Here is a 14393-nt window from a genome sequence, read left to right on the forward strand (position 1 = left end):
ACCCGGCCGGTGCACGGCTCAGTCCGTCACGGCCTCGTCGTCACCGTCGCCATCGTCGTCGTTCTCCAGCAGGCTCTTCTGGAGCAGCAGCCGCTCGCCGGGGGCGAAGGTGCTGAGGATGCGTTCCAGATCGTCCGGGGAGGCGAACTCCACGGTGATCTTGCCCTTCTTCTGCCCCAGCTCGACCTTCACCCGGGTCTCGAAGCGGTCCGAGAGGCGCGTGGCGAGGTCATTCAGGGCGGGCGAGACCCGGGCACCGGCCCGCGGTCCCTTGCCCCGCTGGGACTTCTGCGGACGCGACCCCATCAGGGTCACGATCTCCTCGACGGACCGGACGGACAGGCCCTCGGCCACCACCCGGTAGGCGAGCCGCTCCTGCTCCTCCGGGTCGTCCACGGAGAGCAGCGCCCGAGCGTGTCCGGCGGAGAGCACCCCCGCCGCGACCCGGCTCTGGACCTTCGGCGAGAGCCTCAGCAGTCGCAGGGTGTTGGAGACCTGCGGCCGGGACCGGCCGATCCGGTCGGCCAGCTGATCATGGGTGCAGTTGAAGTCCTTGAGGAGCTGGTCGTAGGCAGCCGCCTCTTCGATCGGGTTCAGCTGCGCGCGGTGGAGGTTCTCCAGCAGCGCGTCCAGGAGCAGCTTCTCGTCGTCGGTGGCCCGGACGATCGCCGGGATCGCCTCCAGCTCGGCCTCACGGCAGGCCCGCAGCCGCCGCTCACCCATGATCAGCTCATAGCGGGCAGGACCCACCTGGCGGACCACGACGGGCTGGAGGAGCCCCACCTCCTTGATGGAGGTGACCAGCTCCTGGAGAGCGTCCTCGTCGAAGTAGTCACGGGGCTGCCGGGGGTTCGGGGAGATCGCGTCGAGCGGGATCTCAGCGAAGTGCGCACCAAGCGGCGGCGCCGGAAGCTGAGAGCCCCCGCCCCCGATCCCGACCCCACTGCCGCCCCCGAAGACCGACGGCTCCCGCTCCTCTGTTTCACGTGAAACAGGCGGCAGGGTCGCCACCTTCGCCGCGGCCACACCCCGGTCGTTCAGCATCGGTACGGCCGTGGGGGACGTGGATGCGGGGCCCCCCGCCCCGGTCGGTGCCGGGGTCCTCTCGGTCGGGGCAGCGGGGATCAGCGCACCCAGTCCTCGGCCCAAGCCCCTCCGTCGATCGCTCACTGGATCCCCTCCACCTTGCTCGGGTCACTCTGGGCGCCGATATGGGCGTGGGTGGCGTCGTAGGAGACGCCCACACCCCTCAGCGCGACTTCTCGGGCTGCCTCAAGATAGGAGAGGGCGCCGCTCGATCCGGGATCGTAGGTCAGCACCGTCTGCCCATAGCTCGGTGCCTCGGAGATACGGACCGAGCGCGGAATGCTGGTCCGTAGCACCTCCTCACCGAAGTGGGTGCGCACCTCGTCCGCGACCTGGGACGCCAGTCGCGTCCGGCCGTCGTACATGGTGAGCAGGATCGTCGAGACATGCAGGGCGGGGTTGAGGTGCCCCCGCACCAGGTCGACATTGCGCAGCAGTTGGCCCAGGCCCTCCAGCGCGTAGTACTCGCACTGGATCGGGATGAGGACCTCCTGGCCGGCGACGAGTGCGTTGACCGTCAGCAGGCCGAGGGAGGGCGGGCAGTCGATCAGGACATAGTCCAGCGGCTGCTCGTATGCCTGGATCGCCCGCTGGAGGCGGCTCTCTCGTGCCACCAGGGACACCAGCTCGATCTCCGCACCGGCGAGATCGATCGTGGCGGGTGCACAGAAGAGGCCCTCGACATCGGGGACCGGCTGGACGACTTCCGCGAGCGGCTTGCTCTCCACCAACACGTCGTAGATGGAGGGGACTTCGGCGTGATGGTCGATCCCCAGGGCCGTGGACGCATTGCCCTGAGGGTCGAGGTCGACCACCAGGACCCGGCCGCCGTGCAGGGCCAGTGAGGCGGCGAGGTTGACGGTTGTCGTCGTCTTGCCCACCCCGCCCTTCTGGTTGGCGACCACGATGATGCGGGTCTGCTCAGGACGTGGAAGGCCCTCGCCTGCGCGGCCCAGCGCCTCTACTGCCAACTGGGCAGCACGACCGATGGGAGTGTCGTCCATCGGAGGCGGTGTTTCACGTGAAACATCCTCCCCCGTCGATTCGGTACGGGGACCGGGGACCGGATCGGTCATCGGTCCCGCGATGTTGGCGTCGGACCGCAAGGATTCACTCTCCTCGACTTCAGGCTCGCAATGAACAGAGCCTCCCATGCCTTCAGGGTGGTGAACCAGTGAGGCCCGTTCTTCTGTGGAGAAATCCACCTCTGTGGACAACTCCATGACCCTTCGGAGGGACCGACCGCTCTCCTTGGCGGAGTTGGTCGTGTCTCGCAGGGCTCCGAGGGGCTTACGGTCGCGCGGTTCGGCCGCGGCGCGGCCCCGACTGATGATGCCGTGCAGCAGTGAGCGACGTTTCACGTGAAACACGATGCACAGCGCCGCAGGCCGAACTGTCGCGACACTCCGGCTTACCGAGGTTTGGCAGCTTGTGTGGAGTACGGCACCCCTCGGGGTGATTCATCGGCTGTATCCGTTTCGAGCGCCCCTCGGCACGTGAAGATGATCACCTTCGGCGCACATGGAGATGATCACCTTCAGCACACGTGAGGATGATCACTCTCAGCGCCGTCGCCGAGCCCGTCCCGTACGGGCCGCCTTCGCCCGCTTGGCCGCGAACCGTACGCCGCCCGGACTCTCGCCGACCTCGACCCGCACCACCGTGGACTGGGGATCGACCACACCCTCACCCACATGCAGGATCGACATCTCCACCGCGCCCAGCTTGGTGAGGGCGGTGGACGCCGCCTTCAGCTCCTCCTCGGCGGTGTCGCCCTTGAGGGCGAGCATCTCGCCGTAGGGCCGCAGCAGCGGGATGCCCCAGGTGGCCAGACGGTCCAGCGGGGCGACCGCGCGAGCCGTCACCACATGGACCGGCGGCAGCGTGCCCATGACCTCCTCGGCCCGCCCGCGCACCACGGTCACATGGTCCAGGCCCAGCAGCTCCACGACCTCGGTGAGGAAGTTGGTGCGGCGCAGCAGCGGCTCCAGCAGGGTGATCTTGAGGTCCTCTCGGACCAGGGCCAGGGGAATGCCCGGCAGCCCGGCCCCGGAGCCCACATCGCAGACCGTGACGCCCTCCGGGACGACCTCGGAGAGCACCGCGCAGTTCAGCAGATGTCGTGCCCACAGCCGGGGCACCTCACGGGGGCCGATCAGACCGCGCTGCACACCCGCCTCGGCGAGCAGCTCCGCGTATCGGACCGCGTCCGTGAAGCGCTCGCCAAACACCGCCCGCGCCTCCTCGGGCGCCGGGGGAAGCTCCGCTGCCTCCGTCACGGGGACCGTCCTTCCATACCGCCGTCGACACGCCGGGCGCCGACCATCAGGGCTGAGGGATGTACCGGGGGACCGTCAGCCGTCAGGGTGCAGGCTGGTCAGGTCCAGGCTGACAAAGTTCGGCCCCGTCTGCGCTACAGACGGGGCCGTGGAACGGAGAACCGCTCAGGCGGGCAGTACGACGACGAACCGCTGCGGCTCCTCGCCCTCGGACTCGCTGCGCAGCCCCGCGGCCTTCACCGCGTCGTGCACGACCTTGCGCTCGAACGGTGTCATCGGCTGGAGCTTCACCGGGCCACCGCTGCTCTTGACCTCGGCCGCGGCCTTGGCGCCCAGCTCGGCCAGCTCGGCCCGCTTCTTGGCCCGGTAGCCGCCGATGTCCAGCATCAGCCGACTGCGGTCCCCGGTCTCCCGGTGGACGGCCAGGCGGGTCAGCTCCTGGAGCGCCTCCAGCACCTCGCCCTCATGGCCGACGAGCTTGTTCAGATCACGGCCGCTGTCGCTGATGATCGAGACAGAGGCTCGGTCGCCCTCGACATCCATGTCGATGTCGCCGTCGAGATCGGCGATGTCCAGCAGACCTTCCAGGTAGTCCGCCGCGATCTCGCCCTCCTGCTCCAGGCGGGTCAGGGTGTCTGCACCCTCGGCAGCGGCGGAGGTGGTGCCTTCCGTCACGGGATGGACTCCTTCTTACTTCTTGGTCGGGGACTTGGGCCGCTGAGGGCCACCCTTGCGCTGCCCGGACTGGGCCCGGCTGCGCGAGGAGCCATTGCCGGACTTGGCCGCCTGCTTCCCACCGCCACCGCCCTGCTTGGCACCGGAACCGGAACCGGAGCCAGAACCAGATCCGCCCGGCTTGGCGTCGGCGGGTTCGTCGGACTTGATGAGCGAGGGCGAGGAGTCCTTCTCCTCACCGCCCGCGGGCTTGGCCCCACCGTGCTGACGCTGCGACTTCGACTGCCGCTTGGGCTGCTGGCGCCTCGGGGTCGCCGCCGCGGTGGTGGTCGTCGTACCGTCCTCGTGCTCGACGGTGACGGCGTTGTCGCTCTTGATCACGGTGCCGTCCGGCTGGGCGGCGAGGCCGGCCTTGCTCAGACCCGTGACGAACTTCCGCTCGTGATCGTTGCGGTCGCGGCCCTTGGCGACGATCGCCTTCACGATGGCCCGCTCCCGCCGGCTGCGGGTCTTGCCGTGGTGCGTGACGTGCTTGTGGAGACGGTCCAGATAAGCGGCCTGGGCCTTGGAACCCGGCGTCGGGTTGTTGTGGATGACATACATCTGCTGGCCCATGGTCCACATGTTGGTGGTCAGCCAGTAGACGAGGACACCGACCGGGAAGTTGATGCCGAAGACCGCGAAGATCACCGGGAAGACATACATCAGCATCTTCTGCTGCTGCATGAACGGCGTCTTCACCGAGGTGTCGACGTTCTTGGTCATCAGCTGGCGCTGTGTGTAGAACTGCGACAGCGACATCAGCACGATCATGATGGCGGTGACGATCCGCACGTCGAGGATCGTGGAACCGAGCGCCGAGACCTCGGCGGCACCGTCGGTGAACTTCGACGCCAGCGGGGCACCGAAGATGTGCGCCTTCTGGGCGCTGGCCAGCAGCCGCTCGTTGATCACACCGACGGTGTCGTTATTGGCGATGCTGTTCAGCACGTGGTACAGGGCGAAGAAGAACGGTGACTGCGCCAGGATGGGAAGGCACGAGGAGAGCGGGTTGGTGCCCGTCTCCTTGTACAGCTTCATCATCTCTTCGGACTGACGCTGCTTGTCGTTCTTGTAGCGCTCCTGGATCTTCTTCATCTCGGGCTGGAGCGTCTGCATCGCCCGGGTCGCCTTGATCTGCTTCACGAAGAGCGGGATCAGACAGATGCGGATAAGGATCACCAGGGACACGATGGACAGGCCCCAGGCCCAGCCCGTGTCGGGGCCGAAGATCGCCCCGTACAGCGAGTGGAACTGGACGATGACCCACGAGACGGGTGTGGTGATGAAGCTGAAGAAGCTGGCAATCGTGTCCACTAATCATGCTCCTTGGGCATGGGACGAGGTCTCTGCGGCCGGGCTCGAAGCAGAGGTCTCTTCGGTGGCCGGTTCGGCGGCGGAGGACCCGCCCTTGCGTGCGCGCCATGCGTTGCGCAGCATCTCGTGCCACCGTGGCCGCCTGCGCGGCGGGACGTAGTCCACGCCGCCCAGTGACCACGGATTGCACCGGAGGATCCGCCAGGCGGTCAGTGCCGTGCCCTTGATCGCACCGTGCCGGTCGATGGCCGTGTAGCCGTAGTGGGAACACGACGGGTAGTACTTGCACACCGGCCCGAGCAACGGACTGATGGTCCACTGGTACAGCTTGATCAGTGCCAGCAGCGGGTACTTCATCGCGCGCCCCCTCCCAGCAGCCGCTCCAGGGCGGCATCCAGGTCTCGGGCCAGCTGTGCATGGTCGGCGTCACCCGCACCGGGCAGCGCTCGTACCACTACCAGGCTACCGGGGGGCAACAGGGCGACTCTGTCGCGCAGGAGGTGACGCAGCCTGCGCTTGACAGCGTTGCGTACGACCGCACCCCCCACAGCCTTGCTCACGACGAAACCCGCACGCACCGGAGGAGCGCTCTCCCCAGGCGCGTGCGGGTCCGTGGAACCGCTACGAAGGTGGACGACAAGCGTCGGGCGGCCTGCCCGGCGGCCTCGTCGTACCGCGGTCGCGAAGTCCTCGCGCCGCCTCAGCCGGTTCTCGGTGGGCAGCACGATGTCATGACCTGACCGGGATCAGGCGGACAGACGGGCGCGACCCTTGCCACGGCGGGACGCGAGAATCGCGCGGCCGGCACGGGTGCGCATACGCAGCCGGAAGCCGTGGGTCTTCGCGCGACGACGGTTGTTCGGCTGGAAGGTGCGCTTGCTCACTCGGGGGCTCCAGAAAGAAATCGGGGTTCGGCGGTGCCGTCCTGGCTGTCACCGTGCGCCCACGAGTAGCTCGCGTTACGCCCGAGTGCACCGCTTTCCGTTCACCTGACGTGACCTGTGCCCATCGGAGGCAGGCGGCAGCAGCCATCGACAACTCGACCTGGTTACGGTACGCGCGGCTACGCCATCCGGTCAAACCAGCGGCCATTGGGAGACACTGTCCACAGCCTGGGGACAACAACTTGAACCGCACGGGTCGCCCTGACTACCGTGACTGGACTCCGATCCGTTCCCCTGACCCCTGCCCGCGCGGGATCACCCCGCCCGGCACCACCCGCCCCGTCGGATTGCCGACCCCTCCGCGAACCACACGTTCGTGGGACCCATGAGAGAGCGTGCCCTGTGGCTGACGTACCTGCCGATCTTGCCGCGGTGTGGCCACGAGTACTCGATCAGCTTCTCGGAGAGGGCCGCGGTCAGGGCGTCGAATCCAAGGACGAGCGCTGGATCCGCCGCTGCCAGCCGCTGGCGCTGGTCGCGGACACCGCCCTGCTCGCCGTACCGAACGAATTCGCGAAGGGCGTACTGGAAGGCCGTCTCGCGCCGATCGTCAGCGAGACCCTGAGCCGGGAGTGCGGGCGCCCGATCCGGATCGCGATCACCGTGGACGACTCGGCGGGCGAGCCCCCGCCCACGCCCCAGCGGTACGAGGAGCCCGAACTGCCGTCCGCGCCCTACGACGGCGGCCCCTACCAGGAGCCGTACGGCGGCGACACATATAAGGAGACACCCCGCGAGAGCGGCCCTTATGAGGGCGCTCCCTACGAAGGCGGCTCCTACGAGGGCGCTTCGTACGACGGCCCCGCGCGGGACGCCGACTACGAGGGCTACGGCCGCCCGCGCCAGGACCAGCAGCACCGGCAGGACCCGCAGCACCGCCAGGACCAGCAGCACCCCGGCGCCCCCGGCGACCAGCTCCCGACGGCCCGCCCCGCCTACCCCTCCGAGTACCAGCGCCCCCAGCCCGGCGCCTGGCCCCGCCCGCCCGCGCAGGACGACTACGGCTGGCAGCAGCAGCGCCTCGGCTTCCCCGACCGCGACCCGTACGCCTCCCACGACTCCTACGGTGGCGGGCAGGACTACCGGGGCCAGAACCGCGACCGCCCGGCGTACGGCCAGCCGGAGCGCGGCGGCTACGACCGCGAGCGCCCGCCCTACGAGCAGCAGCGCGGCGACTACGACCCGTCACGCTCCGAGTACGAACCCGGACGCGGCGGCTACGACCAGCGCGACGGTCGGCGCGATCTCCCGGAGTCGCCCGGTGGGCCCGGGGGCCCCGGCGGGCCTGGTGGCCACCGCGGTGGTCCGGGGCTGCCGTCCTCCGGTGCCGCCTCCGGCCCACTCGCCGCGCAGCCCGCGCCGGCCGCCGGGCCGGGTGAGCCGACCGCGCGGCTGAATCCGAAGTACCTCTTCGACACCTTCGTCATCGGCGCCTCCAACCGGTTCGCGCACGCGGCTGCCGTGGCGGTCGCCGAGGCACCCGCGAAGGCGTACAACCCGCTGTTCATCTATGGGGAGTCGGGGCTCGGCAAGACGCATCTGCTGCACGCGATCGGGCACTACGCGCGCAGCCTCTACCCGGGTACCCGGGTGCGGTACGTCAGCTCGGAGGAGTTCACCAACGAGTTCATCAACTCCATCCGCGACGGCAAGGGCGACAGCTTCCGCAAGCGGTACCGGGAGATGGACATCCTGCTGGTCGACGACATCCAGTTCCTCGCGGACAAGGAGTCGACGCAGGAGGAGTTCTTCCACACCTTCAACACCCTCCACAACGCCAACAAGCAGATCGTGCTCTCCTCCGACCGGCCGCCCCGGCAGCTCGTCACCCTGGAGGACCGGCTGCGGAACCGTTTCGAGTGGGGTCTGATCACCGATGTCCAGCCGCCCGAGCTGGAGACCCGGATCGCGATCCTGCGCAAGAAGGCGGTCCAGGACCAGCTGAGCGCGCCGCCGGAGGTGCTGGAGTTCATCGCCTCCCGGATCTCGCGCAACATCCGCGAGCTGGAGGGCGCGCTGATCCGGGTCACGGCGTTCGCCTCGCTCAACCGGCAGCCGGTGGACCTGGGCCTCACCGAGATCGTCCTCAAGGACCTGATCCCCGGCGGCGAGGACTCGGCGCCCGAGATCACCTCCACGGCCATCATGAGCGCCACCGCGGACTACTTCGGGCTGACGGTGGAGGACCTGTGCGGCACCTCGCGCGGGCGCGCGCTGGTCACCGCGCGGCAGATCGCCATGTACCTCTGCCGTGAGCTGACGGATCTGTCGCTGCCGAAGATCGGCGCGCTGTTCGGCGGCCGGGACCATACGACCGTGATGCACGCGGACCGCAAGATCCGCAATCTGATGGCCGAGCGGCGCTCGATCTACAACCAGGTCACGGAGCTGACCAACCGCATCAAGAACGGCTGAGGGCCTCGGGGCAACGGGTACGCCGTCCGGCGTTTTCCCGCTTCTGCTGCGGCCTGCGCTCTGACGGCCGCCAGCGTCTTCCTGCCTCATCCCACGGCCTGGCCCCTGGTCCCAGGCCTCCTGCTCCCATGCCTCCTGGCACCTGGCCCCTGCTCTCTGACAGCGTCCGGCGCGTCCGGCGCTGCGGCCTTCTCCGGCCTCCATCGGCCTTCTCCGTGAGCGGGTGCCGAAGAGGGTGCCCAAGGGCATGCCCGGCGGCCAGGCGGCCCGCCTCACAGCGCCCTCGCGCCTCCTCACCCGCCTCACCCGCCCCACCCGCCCCAGCTGCCCCAGCTGCCCCCCTACTGCCCCTGCCCTGCGCTGCCATCAGCTGCCGTAGCCGCTCGCCGAGGAGCGCGCTTCGTCGCCCCGCCGCCACCCGGTGTTCGAATCCGGGCCGGGTTACGGCCGCTCTCCACAGATTCGGTGACTTTCTGCCGTCCACATCCTGGGGACTGCCGAGTTGTCCAGATCCCGTCCACAGCGCGGTCTGTTGAAAGACCATCAGACCAGGTCAACCCCCTGTGGATTCGTGGACAAACGATCTCCACAGGCTGTGGACAAGATCGCGGTCCACACCCTGTGCACAAAGTTGTCCACCGGCAACCCACAGGCTGAGGGCCGTTGTCCCCAATGATCGGCGGCTTCTCCACACCTCTGTCCACTGTTCGGCAACGCGACGCGCCTGATCACCGGGTCGAGTGAAAGGCGTCACACAAAGGTGCCGGGTTGGCCTGTGGGAAAGGCGGGTAAAGCTGGGGACGGTTCTGGGGAGAAGTCGCCTCTCCCTGTGCACGGGGTGTGCAGAACTTTCCGTTCTCCACAGCGGACCCGGGTTGTCCACCGCCTCCACCCACAGGCCCCGTGGACAAAATTTCCGGCCTGAGCTGGGAAAACAAGGTTATCCACGGTATCCACAGGCCCTACTACTACTCCCAACTAGAGAGAGCTGGGAATCCGTTTCGAAGCGGGGCCTGTGCACAACTCGCCCTCGGCAGCCCGACCGCCCCTCGTCACGACTTGACCCCGAGAGGCACCTACTGTCAGTGGTGTGCGTCAGACTGTTCCCCGGCGTCCTTCCCGTCACAGGGACCGATGACACCGCGACAGACAGACAGGCCAGGCAGGGCGAGCAGGCCGGCAACAGCAGGAGGCGGCAACAGTGAAGATCCGGGTGGAACGCGATGTCCTCGCGGAGGCAGTGGCCTGGGCGGCGCGCAGCCTCCCGGCCCGTCCGCCGGCGCCTGTCCTCGCGGGCCTGCTGCTGAAGGCCGAGGACGGCCAGCTGAGCCTGTCCAGCTTCGACTACGAGGTCTCCGCGCGGGTCTCCGTCGAGACCGAGGTCGAGGAGGAGGGCACGGTCCTGGTCTCCGGGCGGCTGCTCGCCGACATCTGCCGCGCGCTCCCCAACCGCCCGGTGGAGATCTCCACAGACGGTGTACGGGCGACGGTGGTCTGCGGCTCCTCCCGCTTCACCCTGCACACCCTCCCCGTCGAGGAGTACCCGTCGCTGCCGCAGATGCCCTCGGCGACCGGCACGGTCCCCGGTGAGGTCTTCGCCTCGGCCGCCTCCCAGGTGGCCATCGCGGCGGGGCGGGACGACACACTGCCGGTGCTGACCGGTGTGCGGATCGAGATCGAGGGCGACCGGGTCACCCTGGCCTCCACCGACCGCTACCGCTTCGCGGTCCGTGAGTTCCTGTGGAAGCCGGAGAACCCGGAGGCGTCCGCGGTCGCCCTGGTGCCCGCCAAGACGCTCCTGGACACCGCCAAGGCGCTGACCAGCGGCGACAGCGTGACGCTCGCGCTGTCCAGCTCGGGCGCCGGTGAGGGCCTGATCGGCTTCGAGGGCGCGGGCCGCCGTACGACGACCCGGCTGCTGGAGGGCGACCTCCCGAAGTACCGCACGCTGTTCCCGACCGAGTTCAACTCCATCGCGGTGATCGAGACCCCGCCGTTCGTGGAGGCCGTCAAGCGCGTGGCGCTGGTCGCCGAGCGCAACACCCCGGTGCGGCTGAGCTTCGAGCAGGGCGTGCTGATCCTGGAGGCCGGTTCCAGCGACGACGCACAGGCTGTGGAGAGAGTCGACGCCCAGCTGGAGGGCGACGACATCTCGATCGCCTTCAACCCGACCTTCCTGCTGGACGGACTGAGCGCGATCGACTCCCCGGTGGCCCAGCTGTCGTTCACCACGTCCACCAAGCCGGCCCTGCTCAGCGGCAAGCCCGCGCTCGACGCCGAGGCGGACGAGGCGTACAAGTACCTGATCATGCCGGTGCGGCTCAGCGGCTGAGTCGGCTCAGCCGGTCCGGCGGGCCGCTCGACAGGTCGGCAGGTCGGACCGGCGCACGGCGGGGCATACGTTTGAGCGGCTATGCCCACAGATGTGGATAAGCGTCCGGGTTTAGGCTCGGACGCAGGTACGAAAGTGCCTCACAGGTACTCGCCGGTACGAGAGTGCCTCCTGCCACATCGCAACCTAAGGATCACTTGATGGAGCTCGGTCTCATCGGCCTCGGCAAGATGGGCGGCAACATGCGCGAGCGGATCCGCCGCGCGGGCCACACCGTCGTCGGATACGACCGCAATCCGGACCTCGCCGATGTCCACAGCCTCAAGGAGCTTGTGGACACGCTCCAGGCCCCGCGGGTGGTCTGGGTGATGGTCCCGGCCGGGGCCGCCACCCAGTCGACCATCGACGAACTCGCCAAGCTGCTGGAGCCCGGCGACATCGTCGTGGACGGCGGCAACTCCCGCTGGACGGACGACGAGAAGCACGCCGCCGAGCTGGCCGCCGAAGGCATAGGCTTCGTCGACTGCGGCGTCTCCGGCGGCGTCTGGGGCCTGGAGAACGGCTACGCGCTGATGTACGGCGGCGCGGCGGAGCATGTCGCCCGGGTGCGGCCGGTCTTCGACGCGCTCAAGCCGGAGGGCGACTTCGGCGCGGTGCACGCGGGCAAGGTCGGCGCGGGCCACTTCGCCAAGATGGTCCACAACGGCATCGAGTACGCCATGATGCAGGCCTACGCCGAGGGCTGGGAGCTGCTGGAGAAGGCCGACTCCGTGACCGACGTCCGGGAGGTCTTCCGGTCCTGGCAGGAGGGCACGGTGATCCGGTCCTGGCTGCTCGACCTCGCGGTCAACGCGCTCGACGAGGACGAGCACCTGGCCGAGCTGCGCGGCTACGCCCAGGACTCCGGCGAGGGCCGGTGGACGGTGGAGGCCGCCATCGACCACGCGGTGCCGCTTCCGGCGATCACCGCCTCGCTGTTCGCGCGGTTCTCCTCCCGCCAGGAGGACTCGCCGCAGATGAAGATGATCGCCGCGCTGCGCAACCAGTTCGGCGGCCACGCGGTCGAGAAGAAGTAACCAGGACAGAGATACCTATAGGTACACGGAAGTACACAGAAGTACATACAGGTATAGAGATCCACATACAGCACCACTGATCCACAGCCTCGGGGGAGGTCGGCGCACCACCATGCACGTCACGCATCTGTCGCTCGCCGACTTCCGCTCGTACGCCCGGGTCGAGGTTCCGCTCGATCCGGGCGTCACCGCCTTCGTCGGTCCCAATGGGCAGGGCAAGACGAATCTGGTGGAGGCCATCGGCTATCTCGCCACCCTCGGCAGCCACCGGGTCTCCTCGGACGCCCCGCTGGTCCGGATGGGCGCCGAGCGGGCCGTCGTCCGCGCCCAGGTCCGCCAGGGCGAGCGGCAGCAGCTGATCGAGCTGGAGCTGAACCCCGGGCGGGCCAACCGCGCCCGGATCAATAGATCCTCGCAGGTCAGACCGCGTGATGTGCTGGGGATCGTACGGACTGTGCTGTTCGCTCCGGAGGATCTCGCGCTGGTCAAGGGGGATCCCGGGGAGCGGCGGCGGTTCCTGGACGAGCTGATCACCGCGCGCTCACCGCGGATGGCGGGCGTCCGCGCCGACTACGACCGGGTCCTCAAGCAGCGCAACACCCTGCTGAAGTCGGCGGCCCTCGCGCGGCGGCACGGCGGGCGGTCGATGGATCTGTCCACGCTCGACGTCTGGGACCAGCACCTCGCGCGCGCGGGTGCCGAACTGCTCGCCCAGCGGCTCGATCTGATCGCCGCCCTCCTGCCGCTGGCCGACAAGGCGTACGAGCAGCTCGCGCCCGGCGGCGGGCCGCTGGCCCTGGACTACAAGCCGTCCGCGCCGGGCGAGGCACACACCCGCGAAGCGCTGTACGAGCAGCTCACCGCGGCGCTCACCGAGGTCCGCAAGCAGGAGATCGAGCGGGGCGTCACCCTGGTCGGACCGCATCGCGACGATCTGAACCTCAAGCTGGGCGAGCTGCCCGCCAAGGGCTACGCCTCGCACGGCGAGTCCTGGTCCTACGCGCTGGCGCTGCGTCTGGCCTCGTACGATCTGCTGCGGGCCGAGGGCAATGAGCCGGTGCTGATCCTGGACGATGTCTTCGCCGAACTGGACACCCGCCGCCGGGAGCGGCTCGCCGAACTGGTGGCGCCGGGCGAACAGGTCCTGGTCACGGCCGCGGTCGACGACGACGTACCGCATGTGCTGGCCGGGGCGAGGTACCGGGTGGCCGAGGGGGCGGTGGAGCGGGTATGAGCGGCGACGGATCTTTGCCCAACGCTTCTTCGCAGCACTCCGGGTCAGGGGTTTCGCGCACTGGAGCAGGGGCTTCGTCCTCCGTGCCAGGGCCGCACGCCGGCCCCGGATCAGCGGCGCGCTCCGGGCCAGGGGTTTCCCGGCCCGGACCGGGGGCTGCGTCCCCGGTTCCGGGAGCGCACCCTGGGGCAGCAGGGGCTTCGCGCCCCGGAGTATGGCCTTCTCCTCCTTCCCCTCCGCAACCCAGCCCCCCAAGCCCCCCCGGCTCACCCCGGCCCTCGCCCGCGCAGGCCGACCCCGTCCCCCCGCCGCCCGGCCGCACCCGGGGCTCGCGGTCCGAACCCGGTGGGGCCTCGCGGTCCGGCACCGGAGGGATCGCCACCCCCCGGACCGACCCGCCCGGCCCCTCCGGGGTCGATCTCGCGCGCGTGGCGCTGCGTGCGGCGAAAGAGGCGGCCCGCGCGCGGGGGGACGCGGCGCAGCAGAAGAAGCAGGCGCGCCGGGGCGGTGGGCTGCGCTCCGGCGCGCGCGCCGACGGGCGCGATCCCATGGCGCTGGGCGCGGCCATCAACCGGCTGATCACCGAGCGCGGCTGGGAGACGCCGGCCGCGGTCGGCGGGGTGGTGGGCCGCTGGCCGGAGATCGTCGGGGACGACCTGGCCAAGCACTGTGTGCCGCAGCGCTACGACGAGGACGAGCGGGTGCTGGTCGTGCAGTGCGACTCCACGGCCTGGGCGACCCAGCTGCGCCATCTCGCGCCCGCGCTGGTCGCCCGGCTCAATCAGGACCTGGGGCACGGCACCGTACGGATGATCAAGGTGCTCAACCCGGGCGGTCCCGCGCGCCGGTACGGGCCCCTGCGCGCCCCCGGGAGCACCGGGCCCGGCGACACCTACGGGTGAGCGACCGGGTACGCGGGGCAGGGGAGTGGGCCCCGGCGACGGCTCCGGTGCGCCCGACGGGCCCGCCGGGCGCCTGATCATGGGCGCGGCGGCC

13 protein-coding genes are annotated in these 14393 nt (G+C 69.5%); 5 read left to right on the top strand and 8 right to left on the bottom strand.

The annotated features are described in order from the left end of the window. Window positions 1–18: 18 nt before the first annotated feature. From ABZX40_RS16960 to rpmH, 8 genes are all read right to left on the bottom strand, one after another. Window positions 19–1170 carry a ParB/RepB/Spo0J family partition protein gene (locus tag ABZX40_RS16960; RefSeq protein WP_355739116.1) on the bottom strand — a complete coding sequence of 384 codons (1152 nt, stop codon included), beginning with the start codon at window positions 1168–1170 and terminating at the stop codon, window positions 19–21. Continuing rightward, window positions 1167–2240 carry a ParA family protein gene (locus tag ABZX40_RS16965; protein ID WP_355739119.1) on the bottom strand — a complete coding sequence of 358 codons (1074 nt, stop codon included), beginning with the start codon at window positions 2238–2240 and terminating at the stop codon, window positions 1167–1169. The genes ABZX40_RS16960 and ABZX40_RS16965 overlap by 4 nt, the downstream gene beginning before the upstream one ends. Before the next feature lie 408 nt (window positions 2241–2648). Then, on the bottom strand, window positions 2649–3365 hold the full coding sequence (rsmG, locus tag ABZX40_RS16970) for a 16S rRNA (guanine(527)-N(7))-methyltransferase RsmG (RefSeq protein WP_355739120.1): 717 nt from the start codon (window positions 3363–3365) through the stop codon (window positions 2649–2651). 165 nt (window positions 3366–3530) lie between these two features. Beyond that, a complete protein-coding gene (locus tag ABZX40_RS16975; protein ID WP_355739123.1) occupies window positions 3531–4040 on the bottom strand; it encodes a R3H domain-containing nucleic acid-binding protein in 510 nt (169 codons plus the stop codon). A 15-nt stretch (window positions 4041–4055) separates the two neighbouring features. Beyond that, entirely contained in the window at window positions 4056–5396 is a 1341-nt protein-coding gene (gene yidC, locus ABZX40_RS16980; protein ID WP_355739126.1) for a membrane protein insertase YidC, read from the bottom strand. Between the two features lie 3 nt (window positions 5397–5399). After that, a complete protein-coding gene (gene yidD, locus ABZX40_RS16985) occupies window positions 5400–5753 on the bottom strand; it encodes a membrane protein insertion efficiency factor YidD (RefSeq protein ID WP_355739128.1) in 354 nt (117 codons plus the stop codon). Beyond that, the gene (rnpA, locus tag ABZX40_RS16990; RefSeq protein WP_355739131.1) at window positions 5750–6121 is read right to left on the bottom strand and encodes a ribonuclease P protein component; all 372 of its coding nucleotides are present in this window, start codon (window positions 6119–6121) and stop codon (window positions 5750–5752) included. The genes yidD and rnpA overlap by 4 nt, the downstream gene beginning before the upstream one ends. Window positions 6122–6142: 21 nt before the next feature. Then, window positions 6143–6280: a 50S ribosomal protein L34 gene (rpmH, locus tag ABZX40_RS16995; protein ID WP_003949374.1), complete on the bottom strand. Its 138-nt coding sequence runs from the start codon at window positions 6278–6280 to the stop codon at window positions 6143–6145. A 402-nt stretch (window positions 6281–6682) separates the two neighbouring features. On the opposite strand from rpmH, the gene dnaA reads away from it, so the two are divergent. The 5 genes from dnaA (at window position 6683) to ABZX40_RS17020 (ending at window position 14299) form a co-directional block, all read left to right on the top strand. Further along, a complete protein-coding gene (gene dnaA / locus ABZX40_RS17000; RefSeq protein ID WP_355739134.1) occupies window positions 6683–8755 on the top strand; it encodes a chromosomal replication initiator protein DnaA in 2073 nt (690 codons plus the stop codon). Window positions 8756–9956: 1201 nt separating this feature from the next. Continuing rightward, entirely contained in the window at window positions 9957–11087 is a 1131-nt protein-coding gene (gene dnaN / locus ABZX40_RS17005) for a DNA polymerase III subunit beta (RefSeq protein ID WP_355739137.1), read from the top strand. 164 nt (window positions 11088–11251) lie between these two features. After that, the gene (gene gnd, locus ABZX40_RS17010) at window positions 11252–12163 is read left to right on the top strand and encodes a phosphogluconate dehydrogenase (NAD(+)-dependent, decarboxylating) (protein ID WP_355739140.1); all 912 of its coding nucleotides are present in this window, start codon (window positions 11252–11254) and stop codon (window positions 12161–12163) included. Between the two features lie 112 nt (window positions 12164–12275). Continuing rightward, the gene (gene recF / locus ABZX40_RS17015; RefSeq protein ID WP_355739143.1) at window positions 12276–13397 is read left to right on the top strand and encodes a DNA replication/repair protein RecF; all 1122 of its coding nucleotides are present in this window, start codon (window positions 12276–12278) and stop codon (window positions 13395–13397) included. Between the two features lie 374 nt (window positions 13398–13771). Continuing rightward, the gene (locus ABZX40_RS17020; RefSeq protein WP_355739291.1) at window positions 13772–14299 is read left to right on the top strand and encodes a DciA family protein; all 528 of its coding nucleotides are present in this window, start codon (window positions 13772–13774) and stop codon (window positions 14297–14299) included. The last annotated feature ends 94 nt before the right edge of the window (window positions 14300–14393 follow it).

It is taken from the genome of Streptomyces sp. NPDC004610 (genome assembly GCF_040609715.1).
Classification (GTDB): domain Bacteria; phylum Actinomycetota; class Actinomycetes; order Streptomycetales; family Streptomycetaceae; genus Streptomyces.

What these genes read in the sequence shown, in the direction of transcription:
- recF (WP_355739143.1), top strand. Translation starts at nt 12,276, where the DNA reads ATGCACGTCACGCATCTGTCGCTCGCCGACTTCCGCTCGTACGCCCGG.
- yidD (WP_355739128.1), bottom strand. Translation starts at nt 5,753, where the DNA reads ATGAAGTACCCGCTGCTGGCACTGATCAAGCTGTACCAGTGGACCATC.
- ABZX40_RS16965 (WP_355739119.1), bottom strand. Translation starts at nt 2,240, where the DNA reads ATGGGAGGCTCTGTTCATTGCGAGCCTGAAGTCGAGGAGAGTGAATCC.